This window comes from Aeromonas sp. ASNIH7, assembly GCF_002903485.1.
GTDB classification, from domain to species: domain Bacteria; phylum Pseudomonadota; class Gammaproteobacteria; order Enterobacterales; family Aeromonadaceae; genus Aeromonas; species Aeromonas caviae.
Genome location: NZ_CP026226.1, coordinates 3,634,689 through 3,653,796, shown reverse-complemented (window position 1 = coordinate 3,653,796; position 19,108 = coordinate 3,634,689). Strand labels below are relative to the sequence as shown.

The window sequence follows — 19,108 nt, the reverse complement described above, 5'->3', positions numbered from 1 at the left end:
GATTTATGGATAACAAGCAAATTGAAGGCAGTATTCTGGTACCCGCCCACATTGACGATGTCTGGCGGGCCTGGACCACGGAGAGCGGGCTGCGCAGTTTTCTGGCGCCGGAGTGCCTCATGGTCCCGGAACCCAACGGGCCGTTCGAGATCTATTTCAGACCCGATGCTCCCCTCGGCGAGCGTGGCAGCGAAGGGTGCCGGGTGATGGCGGTCATGCCCCATGATCTGCTCAGCTTCAGCTGGAATTTCCCTCCCCAGTTTCCCCACATTCGTCAGCAGAAGACCCAGGTCAGCCTGCGCTTCGTGCCGGAGGGCCAGGGCACCCGACTCCACTTCCTGCAGACCGGCTGGGCGCAGGATCCAGACTGGGACCAGGGCTATGCCTACTTCCGGGAGGAGTGGCTGGAACTGAGTCTGCCGAGGCTTCAGTACCGTTTCACCCACGGCCCCATCGACTGGAACAACCCGCCGGGCAAGCAGCAGCTGAAATCACTGGCCCAGTGACGTCCATTCAAGCGATGGGCATGGCACGAAAAAGGACCCGCTCAGGGTCCTTTTTCATGGATGGGCAGGCGGTCACTCCACCGGCTCTTCATCGAACAGGGGGTGATAGAGCACCTCGCCCCTTACCCCGTCGAGCCCGCCGGGTTGCAACTCCATCGCCATGAAACACTCCGTCGGCACCTCGTAGATGCAGTGCAGGCCGAAGTCGCTGGCAGGCCGAAAGCCGAAACGGGCGTAGTAGGCGGGATCCCCGAGCACCACCACCGCCTTCCAGTCCATCTCCAGTGCCGTGTCCAGCCCTTCCCGCACCAGATCCGAGCCAATGCCCTGTCCCTGCCAGTCGGGATGCACGGCCACGGGTGCCAGTCCCAGCCAGGGCCCTTCCTGTCCCTCAATGGTGATCGGGCTCAGCATCAGGTGCCCCATGAACTCGTACTCTTCCTCCTCGACCATGGTGACCACGGCGGCCCCACATTCTCGCAGGCGGTTGACCAGTTCGGCCTCGTCGGGACGACCAAAGGCGGCACTCACCAGCTCATAGACTGGCAGCATGTCGCCGGGACGCTCGGTTCTCAACATACAGCGTTACTCCTCGTACAGCAGGGCGGCCATTATTCCACAGAAGTGGGGCGCCTCTTCACTGCCTTTGTCTGAAAATGGGAGGGCGGACTCAGGAAAACGCCTGACAGACCCCGCACCAGGCTTCGCGATGACCGCCCTTGCGCAAGCCATCAGCGTCCGTCGTCAGGCTGTCGCAATCGCCGCAGATAGGCGAGGCCCAGATCCCCGCACTCCTTGAGCAGGGCGCCACCACCATGGGCCTGCACCCCGGGTGCCTCTGGCGCCAGCATGGCCAGGGGATAGCGCCGCACCGTCAGCCCGCTGAGTGTCTGCTCGCCCTCTGTCGCCTCCCCCGCCATGAAGAGCGCCACCCCCTCATCGTGCAGTATGGCCACGACCACTTCCTCGTCATCCAGCCAGGGGGCCAGCGCCTCTTTGCGTGCATCCGTCAGGCGCGCCGGGCGATCCAGCCGCCAGTGATCGAGCTCGAGGGCGCCATCGGCCGGATCTGGCCGACGCCCGTCATGGTGCATGCCAGTCTTTTCCATCACCCGGCCTGAGGCGAGGTTGCCCGGCATGTGGCGGGCGGTGAGGGCAGGCAGGTGCCACTGTTCGAAGGCAAACGCCCTGACCAGGTTCGCGGCCCGGGTGGCCAGCCCCCTGTTCTGCCAGGGCACGCCGACCCACCATGCCAGCTCCCCGTGCCAGTGCAGGGAGAGGGTGCCGACCAGGGGAGCGGGCTCGTCTTCACGCCCCTGGGGCAGAGTCAGGGCCCAGGTGCATCCCAGCCCGAGAGCAGCCTTGCGCCCGCTCAGGGCAAGCCAGTCCCGCGCCGCCTCCGGCGAATAGGGGTGGGGGATGTTGAGGGTATAGCGGGCGAGCGCCGCATCCGAACAATAACGCAGGATGGCGCTCTCATCGCCGGGCAGCAGGGGGCGCAGCACCAGCGCGTCCTGCCCGCCAGGCTCGCGCAGCACCGGGGTCATCAGGCGGCGGGCAAGCAGGCGTTGCAGGGCAACCCCGAGGTCGTCATCGGCACCGAGGCGGTGATCCGCCCCCGCGGGCCCCAGGGTGAGCAAGCCGCTCTCTCTGGCCAGGGTCAGCAGGGAGCCGGAGGCAGCGATCAGGATCTGCCGGTCCGGCTGTGTCACCATCAGCGGGGAGGCGGCCTCACCCAGCCAGGCGGCAAGCAGGTCGCGGGCAAGGAGAATGCCATCTGGCGGGCTGGCCGCCCAAGGTGCCATCTCCCTCGCCTCCCCTTTGCCAAGCAGCAGCCACCAGCGGTTTCCCTGGTGCTGCCAGGCCTGCAACGCCGCTTGCCAGGAGGGGCGCCAGAGCGCGCCCTCTATCAACAGATCCATTCCTTCCCCCACATCCCCCCCCGGATCAGGCACCGGGTGCCCGGGCGGCACCACACTCCTGTCTGAGGCAGCATAAGCAGCTGCCAATGAGTTGTTAAACCATATGTTTACCATGGTTAAACGGCATACCCCATGAAAAAATGCCATATGGCTGACTTGATGGCGGTCACATTCCTTCCCCTCCTCGCTTCCTATCATGCCCCCATCATGGCGTGACCAAAGACGCCCATGAAGGACAACGGATAACAAGAGAACACACTATGCAGCCAACCAGCCCACTCAAAACGGTAGTAGTCAGTACCCTGGCGACCGCCCTGCTGATCTTCGTGGCCCAATCCCTCATCGGGAAGCAGGAGATCAGACTCGGCATCGCCATCATCCCCATCCTGCCCATGCTCTTTGCCGTCATCATCGGCATGATCGTCTCCGCCAAGCCCGTCAAGGATCGCATTCCCGGCTGGAAGAGGCTCTTCACCGAGCGAGAAGAGGGCTTCTGCGGCAAGATGGTGGGTTTCAGCCTGCTGATCCTCGGGACCCAGTATGCGGGGATGATCATCCCCAACCTCAAGATGATCCTGAGCGTCGGCGTACCGCTCTTCCTGCAGGAGATAGGCAACCTCCTGCCCATCCTCATCGCCATTCCGCTGGCGGTGAAGTTCGGCTTTGGCCGCCGCGCCATCGGGGCCTGCTCCTCCATCAGCCGTGAACCCTCGGTCGCGGTGATCCAGGGCAAGTTCGGCACCGGCTCCCAGGAGTACATCGGCGTGCTCGCCATCTACCTGTGCGGCTCCGTCATCGGCACCCTCTGGTTCAGCGTGCTCGGCAGCATTGCCCCCCTCACGGGGCTGCATCCCCTGGCCCTGGCCGCCGGTTCCGGCGTGGGATCCGGCTCCATGCTGAGCGCCGCCTCCGGTGCCCTCATCAACGGCCTCGATGAGGCGATGGCCCAGCAGGTGCTCAGCATCGCCGCCGCCTCGAACCTGCTCTCGTCGGCCCAGGGAGCGCTCTCCCTCACCTATCTGGGTCTGCCGCTCGCTGAAAAAATCTATGCCCTGACCGCCAAAGGAGAGAAAGCATGAAAAGCATCGTGATGGATATGCGCTTCGTCTTCCTGGCGATCCTGCTGGCCATGTTCACCCAGACCCTGACCTCGGGCCTGCCGCTGTGGCAGATGGGGGACAGCTTCATCGCCATGTCCCTGGTGGTGTTCGCCTCCCTGGTGACCAAGCGCTACCTGCCCTCCTCCCTGCCGGCCTTTGCCTATGCCACCATCATCGGCATTCTCATCTGCCTGCCCGAGACCCCGGTGCGCGGCCTCTTCATCGATGCCGTGGCCAAGATCTCCTTCCTCTCCTGCTGCGTGCCGCTCCTGGCCTTCGCCGGCCTCTCGGTGGGCGGTCAGCTGGAGGAGCTCAAGAAGATGTCGTGGAAGGTGATCCTCATCTTCATGGTCGTCTCCACCTGCTGCTTCTTTGGCGCCTCCCTGGTTGCCCAGCTCGGTTTCTCCATTCAAGGGATCATCTGATGAACCACTACCATATCGAACCTGACCTGTTGGCCCTGCGCGACTTCAGCTACGAAGTGCGCCACCACCTGCACCGCATCCCGGAATACTCCGGGGCCGAGTTCAAGACCTCTGCCTACTGCCGTGGGTTGATGGAAGAGTTCGGCTACAGGATCACCCTGTATCCCGGCTTCACCGGTTTTCACGGGGATCTGGCGGTCGACCCCACCCTGCCCACCATTGCCTTTCGTGCCGACATGGATGGCCTGGAGATGCACGACATGAGCGAGGTGGCGTTCAAATCCACCCATGAGGGGATGGCCCACAACTGCGGCCACGACTCCCACATGGCGATCGCTCTGACCGCCGCCAGGTTTCTGGCCGCCAACCGCGATCGCCTGCGGTACAACGTCCGCTTCATCTTCCAGATGGCGGAAGAGGACATGCGCGTCCCCGGGGCCGAAAAGATGGTGGAGCTTGGCTGCATGAAGGGGGTGGACGAGGTCTATGCCCTGCACAACGACGGCGCCATGGAGACGGGCACCATCAAGTTCAACCAGGGGGTCATGTCCTCCTGGGGGTCGGCCTGGACGCTCGATGTGCACGGCATCTCCGCCCACGGATCCACCCCCCACAAGGGGCTGGATGCCATCCGGGAGGCGGTGCGGATCATCGAGGATATGGACTACATCGTCGCCAAGCGCACCAGCCCGTTCAGCCCGGCGGTCTTTGGTTGCGGCATGATCAACGGCGGCACCATTCCCAACGCCATCGCCGATCATGTGCAGGCCCGTGGCACCATCCGCGCCATGGACGCCGAAACCGACCAGATCCTGAAAAACAGCTTCAGGGACATCATCGCCCAGAGCGAGCTGCGCGGCTTCAAGACCACCATGGTCCATGCCGGCTACCCGGCAGTGGAGAACCACCCCCAGGCCTGCGAGCGCCTGCAACAAGCCGCCTCGGATGTGTTGTCCAGCGACGGGATCAACGCAAAGGGCCAGCCCATGACCGGCAGCGAGGACTTCAGCTACATGATCAACGCCACGCCAAGCCGCATGGGGGCCATGTTCTTCCTCGGCAGCGGCAATCAGGCCAAGGGGATCTGCAACTACCTGCACGCGAACCCCTATTACCTGGACGACGACTGCCTGCTGGTGGGAGCCCAGATCTTCGTCAATCTGGCGACCAGGGTCGACTGACGGGCCAGGGGGATCTGCCACTACCAGCACCACGTCAATCCCCTACTACCCGGATGATGACTGCCTGCTGATCGGTACCCAGATCTTCGTCAATCTGGCGACCCGCCCCCCCTAAGCAGCAAGGGGGCTGCCGCACCCCGAGGCCATGCTGGATGATGGCGAACTGCGGCTCGGCACCCGGAGCGCCGTCAATATGGTGACCACGATAGCCGGGAGAGAGGGATCACCGGGAAAAGGCAGCGCAGGACACCACTTATCACAAAAAAGAGAGGCCATTGGCCTCTCTTTTTTGCCTCTATGCAGCACATCTGACTCCCCCTGACGGCCTTCAGAGCCAGGGCAGGGTCGCAGACGGGGCGGGCGTTCCCTGGTTGAGCAGCGCCAGCTGCACCGTCTCCCGGCTCACATGGGGGGCATAGAGGTTGATGAAGTCGTACATGTAGTCCCGCAGGTGGGCGTGCCTGCGCAGGCACACATGGGCCACGCTCGAGGCGATCAGATGATCGATGTTGAGGCAGACCAGGCTCTCCCTGTCCCCTTCGTCGAACGCCGAGGTGGCGATCACCCCGACACCCATCCCCAGGCGCACATAGTGCTTGATGATGTCGCTGTCGGTGGCCGTCAGCACGATGCGGGGGCTGAGGCCATGGCGTCCGAACGCCTTGTCCATCTTGGAGCGGCCGGTGAAACCGAACACATAGGTGATGAGGGGATACCGGGCCAGATCCGCCATGGCCAGCGGCTGGCAGTCCAGCAGCGGATGGCCGTGGGGCACCACCACGCTGCGCCCCCAGCGATAGCAGGGCACGGTCGCCAGCTCGTCGAACAGGTGCATGGACTCGGTGGCGATGGCCATCTCCACATCCCCGTTTTGCGCCATCTGCGCCAGTTGGGCAGGGGCTCCCTGATGCAGCTGGATGCTCACCTCGGGGTAGCGGCGGGAGAATTCGGTGATGACCGCCGGCAGCTTGTAGCGGGCCATGGTGTGGGTGGTGGCGATGCGCAGCACCCCGCTGGTGGCCAGCTGATCCCCGAGGGAAAGCTGGCCAATTTGCTCCACCTGGGCCACCACTCCCCTGGCCAGCTCCATCACCTGCTCCCCCATGGGGGTCAGGCCCGACAGGTTCTTGCCCTTGCGGGTAAACAGCGCCAGCCCCAGCTCCTCTTCCAGCATCTTCATCTGCTTGCTGAGGGTCGGCTGGGAGGTATAGAGCTTCTCCGCCGTCGCCGAGATGTTGAAGTTGTTCTTCACTATCTCGGTGAAATTCTTGAGCCGGGCGATGTTCATCAGGGCGCCAGGCGCTCGATGTGCCAGCCGTCCCCCTCGCGGGTGTAATAGAAACGATCGTGCAGACGATGCTCCCCGCCCTGCCAGAACTCGACGGTGTCGATGCGCACCCGGAAACCACCCCAGAAGCTCGGCAGCGGCACTTCGCCATTGGCAAACTTCTGCTTGAGTTCGAGGAACTTGGCCTCCAGCACGCCACGGGCCGAGATGCGGGTCGACTGTTTGGAGACCCAGGCGGCGATCTGGCTGTCCTTGGGACGGCTGTGGAAATACTTCATCACCTCGAAGGTGCTCATCTTCTCCACCCGACCGGTCACGTGCACCTGTCTGTCCAGGGTGTGCCAGGGGAAGAGCAGGCTGATACGGGGGTTGCCCTCCAGCTGATGCGCCTTGCGGCTGCCCATGTTGGTGTAGAACACCATGCCTTCGGCATCGTAGTGCTTGAGCAGCACGGTGCGCTGCCAGGGCTGGCCATCGGCATCCACGGTGCCCACCACCATGGCGGTGGGATCGGTCAGTTTGGCCTCGCAAGCCTGGGCCAGCCACTTCTCGAACAGGGCGAGGGGCTCGGCCGGCAGATCGGCCCGGTGCAGTCCACCCCTGGTGTATTCGCGACGCAGATCAGCCACATCCATCATCTTGATTTTCCTTCTCTCTTTCTCTGCCGCCCGTGCGGCGATGGGTGCAGGCATTGTGCGACGAGCGCGCCATGGGTACAAGCCTCGGGGCGGCCAAATGGCGGAGCAAAAAAAGAGGGAGGCTCATGCCTCCCTCTTTATGCCGATGACCGTCAGCCTACTGCTTGCCGTCAACCGGCGGGCAATGGGCCAGCATGCGCCGGTTGTAGTCCGCCGCATAGGCGCTCAGCCTGGCATGGGCCTCCTTCTGATCCGGCTTGATGACATCCCCGAATCCATCGAGATAGCGCACGCCGCAGCGCGCCTTGGCCGCCGCCTGCTGATCCGCCGCGATCCCGGGCGCCACCTCGCCGCGCCCGGCCCGCACGATCAGCCGGTAATCCTGCCTGGCAAGGCTGGCGCTGACCGCCTGTTCCAGGGTGTCTGCATCGGCCTGACAACCACCGAGCAGGGTGAGCAGCAGCACCCCGGCCAGTCTCATGCCCGCCTCCGCTGCCAGCCCAGCAACGCCAGGGCCAGGGTCCAGAAGCCGAGGGCACCGCCGCCACCGCTTCCCCCCTCTTCACCGCGCTGGGTGACCGAGAGCTTGAGGGGACTGATGGCGAAGAAGATGTTGTCGCTGCACGCCACCTTCAAGCGGGCAGTGCCATCCTGGCCCGCCGGGATGGTGACGCTCGCCGAGCCCGAGTTGGGTTTGCCGCTGGCAAGGGAAGTCCAGTTTGCCCCCTCGTCCCGGGTCATGAAGAGATCCACCTTGCTGCAGTTGATGGGGGCGGCATTGGTGCCGGCCACTTCCCAACTGATGGTCTGCGTCTTGCCCGCCCCCAGGGGGGTCACCACCGGGCTGGTCAGGGCAAAGGCCTTGCCGGTGTTGACCACCTGGATCTTCATGTCATCGCTGGCGACACCGCCCTTGCCGTCCCGCGCCGTGAGGCGGAAGTTCAGGTCCCGGTTGGTGGCAGGCCAGGCCTCCCCTATCGCCAGGGTGTTGGTGAGCAGGGAGGTGAGACTCGGCAGGGTGCGCTCCGGCACGCTGGTCGGCGCCACGAAACGGAACAGCGGACGGCTGCCGTCGTCCACCATGGTGGCCGGGCTGCTCGACTCCGTCCCCAGATCGATCTGCTCCCAGGTGTAATTCAGCGGATCGCTGTCAAGATCGGCCCCCGCCCCCTTGAGCACGAAGGGGGTGTTCGCAGGGATGACGTAGTCATTGCCTGCCGCCACCTGGGGCGCATTGTTGACCAGCGCCAACGGGGTGCCGCAATTTGGCACAGTGGCCATGTGGGCCCGCATCTGCTCGATGGACTTGCTGTGGAAATAGGGCTCGCTGTGGGGCTGCAGATCTTCGTCTCCGCAGATCCCCGCATAGGCCATGATGGAGCTGCCGCTGCCCGGCTCCCAGGCCTGGCTTGCCTCCCGGTTGCCGCCGCCACAGCTGCCTGTGGTGCCGTTGAAGGTGTGGTCTGCCCCGAACTGGTGACCAATCTCGTGGGCCACGTAGTCGATGAAGAAGGCATCCCCCACCGGCTCGGAGGAGCCCGTCATCCCCGCCGATTTGTCAGGGGTGCAGAGTACGCCCAGTCCCGCCAGGCCGCCGCCACCGGTGTTGACCACATGGCCGATGTCGAAGGCCCCCAGACCCTTGGTCAGGGCATCGGCCTGCACCTGCATGTTGGCATCGACATCGCCGTCATCATTGTTGAAGGGATCGTTCGCCACGTCGGTGAAGATGATGGTGTCGTTGCCGCTGGCCAGCTGGAATTCGGCCGCAACATCACGCTGGTAGACCTCGTTGACCCGGTTGAGCAGGGTGGTGATGGCGCCAAGACCCGCCTCCACGGTACCGCCGTGATACTGGGTATACTCCCCCGCCGCCGAGATGGCGATGACATAGCGCTTGCGCTCGTTGCCATCCACCAGCACCTGACGGGCCAGCTTTTTGGCCTCGCCCCCGATCACCTTGTCCGCCTCTTCTTCCAGCCGGCTGTGGGCATCCTGCTGGTAATAGACGGCATAGCCTTCCCCATTGCGAAGGGGATCGACGAACACCATCTTTCCTTCATGGCTGAACATGGCGTGGAATCCCTGGGGACCGAGATCGAAGCGCCCGGTCTCGCCCGGCGCCGCTTCGTTGTGCCCCTTGAAGGCCAGGATATCGGGATATTTGGCGGCCAGATCCGCCGGCAGCAGATCATAGGGTTGCAGGCTGAAGGTCACCTCCTTGCCATCCGGCAGAGGCAAGGTCAGGCGGCGCTCGCCCCCCTTCAGGGCAGCCAGGTAATCGGTAGAGACGGTGACGATGCGATACTGGCTGGCCCTCACCTCGTACCCATCGGCGGCGGTGGCCCGCGCCGTGACCGTATGCCACTCGCCGGCCATCAGATTGCCGGACGTCATCAGACCCGCCACCAGCACCGCCAGCGGAGAATATTTCATCAACTGCATCTTTTTAATTCCTTTTTAAACGGATTCACCTGAACTGCCACGGCATCATTTGCCCGCTGGTCCGATTAGTCCAGCAACATCCTCTGTACATTCCCCGAATGGGGAAGGTTGCACCAATGCAGACTAGCCCCTATCATGGCGCGGATTTGTCCGTTCCAGAACCCCTCTTCGACGGGGCCGGTTCACTCTTTCTTTGGCCAAGGTTAATCTCATGCTCAAATCCCCACTGTTGCCCCGTTTCGGGGATCTGGTCGTTGCCATCGTTGACGATGTGCTGGGTCAGGGTCTTACCCTCGACCGCGCCTATGCACGTCACTTCTCCGGCATCGAACTCAAACCGCAAGAACAGGCAAGGATTGCCCTGGTCACCGGCGATCTGCTGCGCCGCCTCAGCCTCTACTGCTTCCTCACCGGCATCCAGGTCCGTCAGGCGGAGAAGAATGTCTGGCCGCTGCTGCACAGCTGGCACGCCTTCCACAAGATAGATCAGCCCAACCACCCGACCCTGGATCGCTTCAACGAGGAGGCCTTCCGCCGCCGCCTGACCGAAGCCAAGAAGAACCCGGTGCTGATGGACGGCTGCCCTGCCTGGCTGGAAAAACTCGGCAGCGAGCAACTGGGCGACGCCTGGCCGGCCGAGCGTGCCGCCCTGGCCTGGATGCCCAAGCGTTACCTGCGGGTCAACACCCTCAAGTGCACCCGGGACGAGCTGCAAGCCATGCTGGCCAAAGAGCATGTCACCACAGTGCCCGTCGACGGAGTGGAGACTGCCTTGCAAGTGACCTCGGACGCCGCCCTGTTCCGTACCCAGGCCTTTGCCGATGGCTGCTTCGAGCAGCAGGATGCCGGCTCCCAGCTGGTGGCCGCGGCCCTCGACGTCAAGCCCGGCATGCGGGTCATCGACGCCTGTGCCGGTGCCGGCGGCAAGACCCTGCACCTGGCCGCCATGATGCAGGGCAAGGGCCGTCTGCTGGCCATGGACGTGGAAGAGTGGAAACTGGAGAACCTCAAGCAGCGCGCCCGCCGCGCCGGTGCCCACAACGTGGAGACCCGGGTCATCACCAGCAGCAAGACCGTCAAGCGCCTGAAAGAAAGCGCCGATCGCGTGCTGCTGGACGTCCCCTGCTCCGGCCTTGGCGTGCTCAAGCGCAACCCGGATGCCAAGTGGCGCGACACCGCCGAGCGCCTGCCGGTGCTGGTCGCCCTGCAAGAGGAGATCCTGCAGCGCTACAGCCAGATGGTGAAGGTGGGCGGCCTGCTGGTCTACGCCACCTGCTCCATCCTGCCCGAGGAGAACCGCCAGCAGGTGGACAAGTTCCTCGCCGCCAACGAGCACTTCCGCCTGATCGGCGATCACAACGTCAGCCCGGCCGAGACCGGCTTCGACGGCTTCTACATGGCGCGCCTCGAACGCATCGCCTGATGTCTGTCGTGGGCACAAAGAAAAGGGGAGCCAGTGGCTCCCCTTTTTGCATGGTATGGATGCGGCCTTATTCGGCGGCAGCGTCATCCTGCTTGTGCTTGGCGGCAGTTTCCTTGATCAGGGTCTGCAGCTCGCCGGCCTGGAACATCTCGATCATGATGTCGCAACCACCGACCAGCTCGCCCTCGACCCACAGTTGCGGGAAGGTGGGCCAGTTGGCGAATTTCGGCAGCTCGGCGCGGATGTCCGGGTTCTGCAGGATGTCGACATAGGCGAAAGGCTCGCCGCAGGACATCAGGGCCTGGGAGGCCTGGGCAGAGAAACCGCAGCTGGGCAGCTTGGGGGATCCCTTCATGTAGAGGATGATGGGATTCTCAGCCAACTGCTGTTTGATCTTTTCAATAGTTTCCATAAATGCCTCACTGGAGCGATTTCGGCGGCCATTCTACTGCAATCCGGGCAGACCACAAACTGGCAAACCGTTGCGAATGAAAGAAGTCATGCATCAATACGCCGCAGCTTGATCCGGATCATGGCAAGAATCAAGGGTTGTTCGCCCATCTTTGATACTGCTACAATCGACGGGCTTTGGGCCGTCTGGCCCCCTCATTTCAAGAACAATTCTTTTCAAGATAGAAAAGAGTACGCAATGTCTTGCAACCGTCGCCTTCGCACGGACCAGCCAATGGAGAGTAGAAAATGGCTTTCGAACTTCCCGCTCTGCCCTATGCAATCAATGCTCTGGAACCGCACATCTCCCAGGAAACTCTGGAATACCACCATGGCAAGCACCACAACACCTACGTGGTCAACCTGAACAACCTGGTGCCGGGTACCGAGTTTGAAGGCAAGTCTCTGGAAGAGATCATCAAGACCTCCACTGGTGGCGTCTTCAACAACGCTGCCCAGATCTGGAACCACACCTTCTACTGGCACTGCCTCTCCCCGAACGGCGGTGGCGAGCCCACTGGCGCCCTGGCCGATGCCATCACCAAGGCCTTCGGCTCCTTCGCCGAATTCAAGGATGCGTTCACCAAGTCTGCCATCGGCAACTTCGGCTCCAGCTGGACCTGGCTGGTGAAAAAGGCTGACGGCTCCCTGGCCATCGTCAACACCTCCAACGCCGGTTGCCCGCTGACCGAAGCCGGTACCACCCCGCTGCTGACCGTCGACCTGTGGGAACACGCCTACTACATCGATTTCCGCAACCTGCGTCCGAAGTACATGGAAACCTTCTGGGCCCTGGTCAACTGGGAATTCGTGGCCAAGAACCTGGCTGCCTGATAAGCCTTTCTTGCCAAAACGCCCCGCACTTGCGGGGCGTTTTTTTATGGTCGAACACCTGCCATCGACAACAAAGGCGCCCGCAGGCGCCTTGTGGAAGATGACCGTGCTTACTGGTCTATCTCGTCCATGTAATCGTCGAGGTTGCCATCATCAGCCGCCTCTGGCTTCTGCTCCTGGAGCTCGGGTTTGCGGCCCGTCACCTTGCCATCGTTGTACTGCAAGTAGAAGTCCTTGGTCAGGGCGTAAGGATCCAGCGCGTTGTCGATGATGCGCTCCTGATCGATCAGCTTGGAGCGGGTACCGAGGCCATCCAGCGCCCAGTGCACCACCTTCAGCGGGAAGGTCAGCAGGGCATAGGGGAAGTAGATGGTATCGATGGTATCCCCCACCAGTTGCCGGGTGGTAGTGGGACCGTAGACCGGCACCATCAGATAGGCGCCATCCCCGATGTCGGCCTTGCCGAGCACGGTATCCATCTCCAGCGTGTTGCGAGCCAGGCCCGCATGCTTGGCCACGTCGAACAGACCGAGCAGGCCCACAGTGGTGTTGAGGGTGAAGCGGCCCAGGTTGGTACCGGCCCCTTTCAGATCACCCACCAGCAGGTGGTTTACCATACTGCTCGGCTCGTCGAAGTTGTCCACGAAATTCTCGATGCTGTCCCTCACCCCTTGCGGGACATAGCGGGCATAGCCGTGTACCACGGGGCGCGCTACATAGGGCTCCAGCACGTCATAGTTGACGGCCCACATGGCACGGTTGGGCCCCTGGAAGGGGTCGCGAGGATCGCTGGCCGTGCTGGATGCCCCGGGGCGGCTCGGGGTCTCGCCGAGATCCAGGCTCTCCGGGCCCGGCTTGGGAGGGCCGCCCGCACAGCCCGCGAGCAGCAATGCCACCGCCAATGCTCCTGAACGCAGATACATATGAAAGTCCTAAGATTTTTTTGGGTATTGATATGAATTATACAGGGGGCCCACCCCAAGGGGTGGGCCAAAAGCGTATTAGAGGGCGTGATCGATGCGGATGTCAATCGGCGCTGTGGGGATGGTGCTGGTCGGCACGGTGACCGAAACCCCTTCAAAGGCGCCTTCCTTGTTCATGACGTTGCCACCTCGGGAGAGGCGCGCCTTGAACTGCAGCTCGGCATGGGCCGCCAGCTTGCTCCCCTCCATCATGGCATCCCCGTCCCCCAGGGAGAGGGTGAGCGGGAGATGCGGGTCTGCAATGCGCTTGACCGCGATGGGCATGGGCGGACCGTTGGGGATCACCGCAAAGACGAACAGATGGGCATCTTCCGGCATCTTGATGCCCGGCGCCAGGGTGATGTGCAGGGGGAACTCCCCCTCTTTCACCGCCAGCACCTCGGCTTGTGCCTGGCCTTCGGCAGACGGGGTGGTCACGGCGATGCCACGCTGGCCAAGCTGCTGCCTGGCGTACTCCATGGAGCGCTCCACCATGGTGTAGCGGGCCGAGCCCGGCTCCAGCAGCGGCAACATCCCCTGCCAGCGGTCGAGGGCGGTCTGGAAATCCTCTTTTTGCAGGGCCATGAAGGCGTGGACGGAGCGGGCCTCGATGTTGGCCGGGTCCTCGGCAATGACCGCCTGCAACAGCTGATCCGCACGGGCTTCCTCCCCCGTCATCATCAGGGCCTGGGCATAGGGCACCGCTACCATGGCCTTCTGGGGCGCGAGGGCGTAGGCACGTTCCAGCGCCTCGCGGGCCATCTCGGGATCATTGCCATCCAGGGTCAGGCGCCCCAGCAGCAGCCAGCCGCGATAGTCGTTCGGTTCTTCTTTCAGCCGGGTTCGCAGGGCCAGGGTGAAGTCCAGCAGATCCTGCTCGGTCACCCGGGTGTCGCGCTCCACCAGGATGCGGTTGCTGAGCTCCCCCAACCGGCTGCTGGCATCCTGCCAGCGGCTCACCTCCTGCCAGGCGCCGAGCTTGGCGTAGAGGCCGATGCTCACCACCGCCAGCACCAGCACACCGGGGATCCAGATCAGGCTCTTGCCGCCACGGGCGGTCTGCTCCACGTCGGGAATGTCGTCCAGGAGGCTGCGCTGCAGCTCCACCAGGGATTCTGGCTCCTCCGCCAGTATCCCCTGCTCCCGCTCTTCCCCTATCTCCAGCAGGCGCTGGCGATAGAGCTGCTTGTTGAGGGCCGAGCGACTGATGCTCTGCCTACCCTCGCCGCGCCACAGCGGCACGATCAGCGCCAGGCTCGCCAGCACCAGCAGGGCCGCACCCAGTATCCAGAATGGGGTCATGGTTTCTCTTCCTCTTTGAGCAGGGCGGACAGCCTGGCCTGCTCTTCCGCACTCAGGGTGCCTTCAGGCTGTTGAAAGGGAGCAGGGGCATGGCGGCGGCTTCGCACCACCACGGTGACGACGCCAATCACGATGACCAACAAGGGGCCAAGCCAGAGGATCAGGGTCGAGGCCATCAGGGGGGGATCATAGAGAATGAAGTTGCCGTAGCGGGCCACCATGTAGTCCACCACTTCCTGCTTCTCCTTGCCCTCGCGCACCATCTGGTAGGTCTTGTCCCGCAGATCCTTGGCGAGCCCGGCGTTGGAGTCCGCGATATCCTGGTTCTGGCACTTGGGGCAGCGCAGCTCGCGGGTCAGCTCGCGAAAGGTCTGCTCCTGGGCGTCGCTCTCGAAGGTGTAGACATCGATGGCGGCGCGGGCCTGTCCGGCGCAGACGAGACCAGCCAGCAGCAACAAGGATGCAATCAGTGTTTTCATCGGGGAGGCCTCACTTCATGGCATCGAAGATGGGTTTGAGGGTACTGGCCCAGACGTCTGGGTTGATGTCCCCCACGTGGCGATAGCGGATGATGCCCTGGCTGTCGATGAAGAAGGTCTCGGGCGCGCCATAGACACCGAGATCCAGCCCCAGCATGCCGTCCGGATCGTAGAGGTTGACCTGGTAGGGATTGCCAAGCTCCGCCAGCCACTTGATGGCCTTGTCACGCTCGTCCTTGTAGTTCATACCGACGATGTAGATCCCCTGCCCCGCCAGCTCCTTGAGGTAGGTGTGTTCCCCGTAACAGGTCGGGCACCAGGTGGCCCAGACGTTGAGCAGCATGGGGCGCCCCTTGAGGATGCTCCTGTCGTGCTGCTTGCCCAGGTCATAGATGTCCTGCAGGGTGAACACGGGCACCTCCTTGTCCACCATCACGGATTCGAGCTTGGTGGGATCGGAGTAGAGCCCCTTGAACAGAAACACGGCCCCCATCAGGAAGATGATGAAGGGCAGCAGATAGAGCCAGGTCTTCTTGCTCATGCCTTGGCCTCCTCGTCACGACGTCCGAAGCGGTAGCGCTTGTCCAGCATGGCCAGCACGCCGCCGAGGGCCATGAAGACGCCGCCGAACCAGATCCAGCGCACGAAGGGCTTGTAGTAGATCCGTACCGCCCAGGCGCCGTTGTCGAGCTGCTCGCCAAGCGCCGCATAGAGATCCCGGGTAACCCCCGCATCGATGGCCGCCTCGGTCATCGGCATGCGGCTCACGGTGTACATCCGCTTCTCGGGTTTGAGCAGGGCAACCTGCTTGCCATCCTGGTGCACTTCCAGCACGCCCTTGAAACCGTCGTAGTTGGGGCCGTTCTTCTCCTTGATGCCGGTGAAGACGAACTCGTAATCGGCGAACTGGACGCGATCACCGGCCTGCATCCGCAGGTCCTTCTCGATGCTGTAGTTCTGGGTGCAGGCGATGCCGATGATGCTGACTGCGAGCCCCACGTGCCCCAGGATCATGGCCCAGTGGCTGTTGCCAAGCTTGCGCACGCCGGTGGCAAAACCGTGTTTGTGGGTGGCCCGCGCCCAGGTCTCCTGCACGCTGGTGACGATGATCCAGACGCCAAGCCCGATACCGAGCGCAGCCCAGGGTTTGAACGCCTCGGCAAAGAGTTTGGGCAACAGCAGAGCCGCGGCCAGGCTCAGCACCAGGGCGAGCATCACCTTGCCCTTGAGCTCACCGAGATCCTGGCGGCGCCAGCGGAACAGGGGGCCCACCCCCAGCAGCAGGGCGAAGGGGATGATGAGCCAGCTGTAGATGTGGTTGAAGAAGGGGGTGCCGATGGAGATGCTGCCAAGCCCCAGCTCCTTGTGCACCAGGGGCAACAGGGTGCCGAGCAGCACGGTGAGCAGGCCCGCCACCAGCAGGATGTTGTTGCCAAGGAGCAGGGTCTCCCGGCTCCACAGCTCATGCTTGCCGTGGCTCTTCACCTGGGAGCCCTTGAAGGCGAACAGCAATAGGGAGCTGCCTATCACCGCCAGCAGGAAGCCCAGGATGAACAGACCCCGGGTCGGGTCCGAGGCAAACGCATGGACCGACACCAGCACGCCGGAACGCACCAGGAAGGTGCCGAGCAGGCTCAGGGAGAAGGCCGAGAGCGCCAGCAGCACGGTCCAGGCCTTGAAGGTGGCGCGCTTCTCGCTCACCGCGAGGGAGTGGAGCAGGGCCGTGCCCGCCAGCCAGGGCATGAAGGAGGCGTTTTCCACCGGGTCCCAGAACCACCAGCCGCCCCAGCCGAGTTCGTAATAGGCCCACCAGGAACCGAGCACGATGCCCAGCGTCAGGAAGACCCAGGCCGCCATGGTCCAGGGACGGGACCAGCGCGCCCAGGTGGCGTCCAGACGCCCCGTCATCAGGGAGGCGATGGCGAAGGCGAAGGCCACCGAGAAGCCCACGTAGCCCATGTAGAGCATGGGGGGGTGGAAGATGAGACCGGGATCCTGCAGCAGCGGATTGAGATCGCGCCCGTCCACCGGGAAATACGGCAGGGTGCGGGTGAAAGGATCCGAGGTGAACAGCACGAAGGCGGTGAAGCCCACCGAGATAAGGCCGAGCACCCCGAGTACCCGCGCCACTGCATCGAGCGGCAGGCGACGGCTGAAGAGGGCTACCGCCGCCGTCCAGCCCCCCAGGGTGAGCACCCAGAGCAGCAGCGAGCCTTCATGGGCTCCCCACACCGCCGAGATGCGGTATTGCAGGGGCAGCAGGCTGTTGGAGTTGGTGGCCACGTACTGCACGGTGAAGTCGTTGTCGATAAAGGCCCAGGTGAGGCAGAGAAACGACAGCAGCAGCAGCAGAAACTGGCTGTAGGCGAGCGGGCGGGCTGCCGACATCATGCCAAGACGACCGAGATGGGCCCCGATCAGCGGGTAACTGCCCAGCAGCAGGGCGGTGGCGAAGGCCAGGATCAGTGAGAACTGCCCTAATTCCGGGATCATTGACTATTCCCTCTCGATTGCACGGAGAAACCTGCCGATTTGGCGGTATAAAGAAGTGAATTTTTGGCGCATACCGGCATCATTGCTTGGCTCCCTGCAACTGCGCCTCTGTGTATTCGGGCTTGAAGTGCATGCCGTTGGTGGCGTCGGCCACTTCCGGCGGCATGTAGTTCTCGTCGTGCTTGGCCAGCACCTCGAAGGCGGCGACCGTGGTGGCATCCTTGAGGGTGCCCTGAGCGACGATCCCCTGCCCTTCCCGGAAGAGATCCGGCAGGATGCCGTCAAACTCCACCGTCACCAGATGGCCCCCGTTGTCCACCAGCTTGAAGGCTACCTTGAGGCTCTGGGGATCCCGCACCACAGACCCCGGCACCACCAGGCCACCGATGCGAAGGCGCTGCCCCTCCTCGGGCTTGATCTTCTCCGGCCCCTTCCCTTCCACCAGCTCGCTCGGGGTGTAGAAGAGGTCGATGTTCTGGCTCAGGGCATAGAGCACCAGGCCAGTCACGCTGGCAAGGCCCAGGCTGATGGCCAGGATGATGGTGAGGCGTTTCTTGCGGCGCGGGTTCATAGGGTGTTCTCCATCTGCTGGGCCGCCTTGCGGCGTGCCTCCCGAGCCTGCTTGTTGCGCAGTTCGCCAAGCAGGCTGCGGGTCTTCAACCGGGTGGAAATGACGATGCCGACCAGGCAGAGCAGGGTCAGACCGAAGGAGAGCCAGACGTAGAAGGCATAGCCTCCCATGGCCATGAAATCACTGAACGAGGCAAAGTGCATGCTTACTTCTCCTGCCTGGCGATGTCGGCGACCCAGGGGCGGTGCCACTCCCGCATCAGCAGCTCATTGCGAAAACGCATCAGGGTCAGGGCACCGAGAAACGCGGCGAACGCCAGGATCATGATGAGCAGCGGCCACAGCATCTCGGGGGAGATGGAGGGTTTGTCAAACTTGGTGATGGTGGCCCCCTGGTGCAGGGTGTTCCACCACTCCACCGAGTAGTGGATGATGGGCAGGTTGATCACCCCGACCAGCGCCAGGATGCCGGCGGCGCGGCCCGCCACCACCTTGTCGCTGAAGGCGTTGTAGAGGGCGATGACACCCAGATAGAGGAACAGCAGGATGAGCTCGGAGGTGAGCCGGGCATCCCACACCCACCAGGTGCCCCACATGGGTTTGCCCCAGGCGGCGCCGGTAAAGAGGGCGATGAAGGTGAAGACGGCCCCCACCGGGGCGATGGCCGCCACCGTCATGTCTGCCATGCGCAGTTGCCACACCAGGCCAATGAAGGCGGCCACCGCCATGGTGGAGTAGGCGCCCATGGAAAGGATGGCGGAGGGCACATGGATATAGATGATCCTGAAAGAGTCACCCTGCTGGTAATCGGCGGGAGCGAAAGCCAGCCCCCAGACGGTGCCGATGATGAAGGCGAGCAGGCTTGTCACGGCAAACCAGGGCAGCAGGGTGCCGGCCAGCCCATAGGCGCGCTCGGGTTTGGCATAAGGGTGCAACCATTTCCACATAGCTCACGAAACCTTTCAGTTATTAATTTTTAAGTGGCGAGGGCTACCATACCCATGGGGGAAAAACATCATATCCCCCGAAAGCAATAAGCAGCCATCCCCTTGATCTATCTCAACTATCTCGCCCCTAACAAGGCTTCAAA

The 19,108-nt window shown here is 63.2% G+C and carries 21 protein-coding genes; 6 read left to right on the top strand and 15 right to left on the bottom strand.

What is annotated here, in order from left to right; genetic code table 11:
• Nucleotides 1-5: 5 nt before the first annotated feature.
• Nucleotides 6-506 carry an SRPBCC family protein gene (locus C2U47_RS17270; protein WP_010673967.1) on the top strand — a complete coding sequence of 167 codons (501 nt, stop codon included), beginning with the start codon at nucleotides 6-8 and terminating at the stop codon, nucleotides 504-506.
• A 72-nt stretch (nucleotides 507-578) separates the two neighbouring features.
• Here the strand turns inward: C2U47_RS17270 and C2U47_RS17265 are convergent, their stop codons facing one another.
• Nucleotides 579-1,085, bottom strand: coding sequence for a GNAT family N-acetyltransferase (locus C2U47_RS17265; protein WP_010673966.1), 507 nt, complete (start codon nucleotides 1,083-1,085; stop codon nucleotides 579-581).
• Nucleotides 1,086-1,237: 152 nt separating this feature from the next.
• Nucleotides 1,238-2,428 (bottom strand): GNAT family N-acetyltransferase, encoded by a 1,191-nt coding sequence (locus C2U47_RS17260; protein ID WP_043154515.1) that lies wholly within the window; start codon nucleotides 2,426-2,428, stop codon nucleotides 1,238-1,240.
• 260 nt (nucleotides 2,429-2,688) lie between these two features.
• Here C2U47_RS17260 and C2U47_RS17255 point away from each other — a divergent pair, with 260 nt between their 5' ends.
• From C2U47_RS17255 to C2U47_RS17245, 3 genes are read left to right on the top strand one after another with little or no spacing between them, the layout of a single operon-like run.
• Nucleotides 2,689-3,507, top strand: coding sequence for a DUF3100 domain-containing protein (locus C2U47_RS17255; protein ID WP_103261778.1), 819 nt, complete (start codon nucleotides 2,689-2,691; stop codon nucleotides 3,505-3,507).
• Nucleotides 3,504-3,953: a hypothetical protein gene (locus tag C2U47_RS17250; RefSeq protein WP_043154511.1), complete on the top strand. Its 450-nt coding sequence runs from the start codon at nucleotides 3,504-3,506 to the stop codon at nucleotides 3,951-3,953. The genes C2U47_RS17255 and C2U47_RS17250 overlap by 4 nt, the downstream gene beginning before the upstream one ends.
• Nucleotides 3,953-5,134, top strand: coding sequence for a M20 metallopeptidase family protein (locus C2U47_RS17245; RefSeq protein WP_103261777.1), 1,182 nt, complete (start codon nucleotides 3,953-3,955; stop codon nucleotides 5,132-5,134). The genes C2U47_RS17250 and C2U47_RS17245 overlap by 1 nt, the downstream gene beginning before the upstream one ends.
• 328 nt (nucleotides 5,135-5,462) lie before the next feature.
• On the opposite strand, the gene C2U47_RS17240 is transcribed toward C2U47_RS17245, so the two are convergent.
• From C2U47_RS17240 to C2U47_RS17225, 4 genes are all read right to left on the bottom strand, one after another.
• Nucleotides 5,463-6,422, bottom strand: a complete 960-nt coding sequence (locus C2U47_RS17240) for a LysR substrate-binding domain-containing protein (RefSeq protein WP_103261776.1) — start codon at nucleotides 6,420-6,422, stop codon at nucleotides 5,463-5,465.
• Complete coding sequence (gene pdxH / locus C2U47_RS17235; protein ID WP_010673959.1) at nucleotides 6,422-7,060, bottom strand: pyridoxamine 5'-phosphate oxidase; 639 nt, start codon at nucleotides 7,058-7,060, stop codon at nucleotides 6,422-6,424. The genes C2U47_RS17240 and pdxH overlap by 1 nt, the downstream gene beginning before the upstream one ends.
• A 157-nt stretch (nucleotides 7,061-7,217) precedes the next feature.
• Nucleotides 7,218-7,541: a hypothetical protein gene (locus C2U47_RS17230; RefSeq protein ID WP_010673958.1), complete on the bottom strand. Its 324-nt coding sequence runs from the start codon at nucleotides 7,539-7,541 to the stop codon at nucleotides 7,218-7,220.
• Nucleotides 7,538-9,505: a reprolysin-like metallopeptidase gene (locus C2U47_RS17225; protein WP_103261775.1), complete on the bottom strand. Its 1,968-nt coding sequence runs from the start codon at nucleotides 9,503-9,505 to the stop codon at nucleotides 7,538-7,540. Before C2U47_RS17225 ends, C2U47_RS17230 begins: the two co-directional genes overlap by 4 nt.
• A 211-nt stretch (nucleotides 9,506-9,716) precedes the next feature.
• Between C2U47_RS17225 and C2U47_RS17220 the strand changes: the two genes are divergently transcribed.
• Nucleotides 9,717-10,928 carry an RsmB/NOP family class I SAM-dependent RNA methyltransferase gene (locus tag C2U47_RS17220; RefSeq protein WP_010673956.1) on the top strand — a complete coding sequence of 404 codons (1,212 nt, stop codon included), beginning with the start codon at nucleotides 9,717-9,719 and terminating at the stop codon, nucleotides 10,926-10,928.
• Between the two features lie 67 nt (nucleotides 10,929-10,995).
• Here the strand turns inward: C2U47_RS17220 and C2U47_RS17215 are convergent, their stop codons facing one another.
• Entirely contained in the window at nucleotides 10,996-11,340 is a 345-nt protein-coding gene (locus C2U47_RS17215; RefSeq protein ID WP_010673955.1) for a Grx4 family monothiol glutaredoxin, read from the bottom strand.
• A gap of 287 nt (nucleotides 11,341-11,627) precedes the next feature.
• Here C2U47_RS17215 and sodB point away from each other — a divergent pair, with 287 nt between their 5' ends.
• Nucleotides 11,628-12,212, top strand: coding sequence for a superoxide dismutase [Fe] (gene sodB / locus C2U47_RS17210; protein WP_010673954.1), 585 nt, complete (start codon nucleotides 11,628-11,630; stop codon nucleotides 12,210-12,212).
• A gap of 110 nt (nucleotides 12,213-12,322) precedes the next feature.
• Here the strand turns inward: sodB and C2U47_RS17205 are convergent, their stop codons facing one another.
• From C2U47_RS17205 to C2U47_RS17170, 8 genes are all read right to left on the bottom strand, one after another.
• A complete protein-coding gene (locus C2U47_RS17205) occupies nucleotides 12,323-13,135 on the bottom strand; it encodes an MlaA family lipoprotein (protein WP_029314176.1) in 813 nt (270 codons plus the stop codon).
• Nucleotides 13,136-13,213: 78 nt separating this feature from the next.
• Nucleotides 13,214-14,476: a c-type cytochrome biogenesis protein CcmI gene (ccmI, locus tag C2U47_RS17200; RefSeq protein WP_043154502.1), complete on the bottom strand. Its 1,263-nt coding sequence runs from the start codon at nucleotides 14,474-14,476 to the stop codon at nucleotides 13,214-13,216.
• Entirely contained in the window at nucleotides 14,473-14,955 is a 483-nt protein-coding gene (locus C2U47_RS17195) for a cytochrome c-type biogenesis protein (RefSeq protein WP_043154500.1), read from the bottom strand. The genes ccmI and C2U47_RS17195 overlap by 4 nt, the downstream gene beginning before the upstream one ends.
• Nucleotides 14,956-14,965: 10 nt before the next feature.
• On the bottom strand, nucleotides 14,966-15,496 hold the full coding sequence (locus C2U47_RS17190) for a DsbE family thiol:disulfide interchange protein (protein WP_041215578.1): 531 nt from the start codon (nucleotides 15,494-15,496) through the stop codon (nucleotides 14,966-14,968).
• Nucleotides 15,493-17,448: a heme lyase CcmF/NrfE family subunit gene (locus C2U47_RS17185; RefSeq protein ID WP_043154498.1), complete on the bottom strand. Its 1,956-nt coding sequence runs from the start codon at nucleotides 17,446-17,448 to the stop codon at nucleotides 15,493-15,495. Before C2U47_RS17185 ends, C2U47_RS17190 begins: the two co-directional genes overlap by 4 nt.
• A 79-nt stretch (nucleotides 17,449-17,527) precedes the next feature.
• Entirely contained in the window at nucleotides 17,528-18,019 is a 492-nt protein-coding gene (ccmE, locus tag C2U47_RS17180; protein ID WP_010673948.1) for a cytochrome c maturation protein CcmE, read from the bottom strand.
• The gene (gene ccmD, locus C2U47_RS17175) at nucleotides 18,016-18,222 is read right to left on the bottom strand and encodes a heme exporter protein CcmD (RefSeq protein ID WP_039039901.1); all 207 of its coding nucleotides are present in this window, start codon (nucleotides 18,220-18,222) and stop codon (nucleotides 18,016-18,018) included. Before ccmD ends, ccmE begins: the two co-directional genes overlap by 4 nt.
• Nucleotides 18,223-18,224: 2 nt before the next feature.
• Entirely contained in the window at nucleotides 18,225-18,965 is a 741-nt protein-coding gene (locus C2U47_RS17170; RefSeq protein WP_010673946.1) for a heme ABC transporter permease, read from the bottom strand.
• Nucleotides 18,966-19,108: the final 143 nt, after the last annotated feature.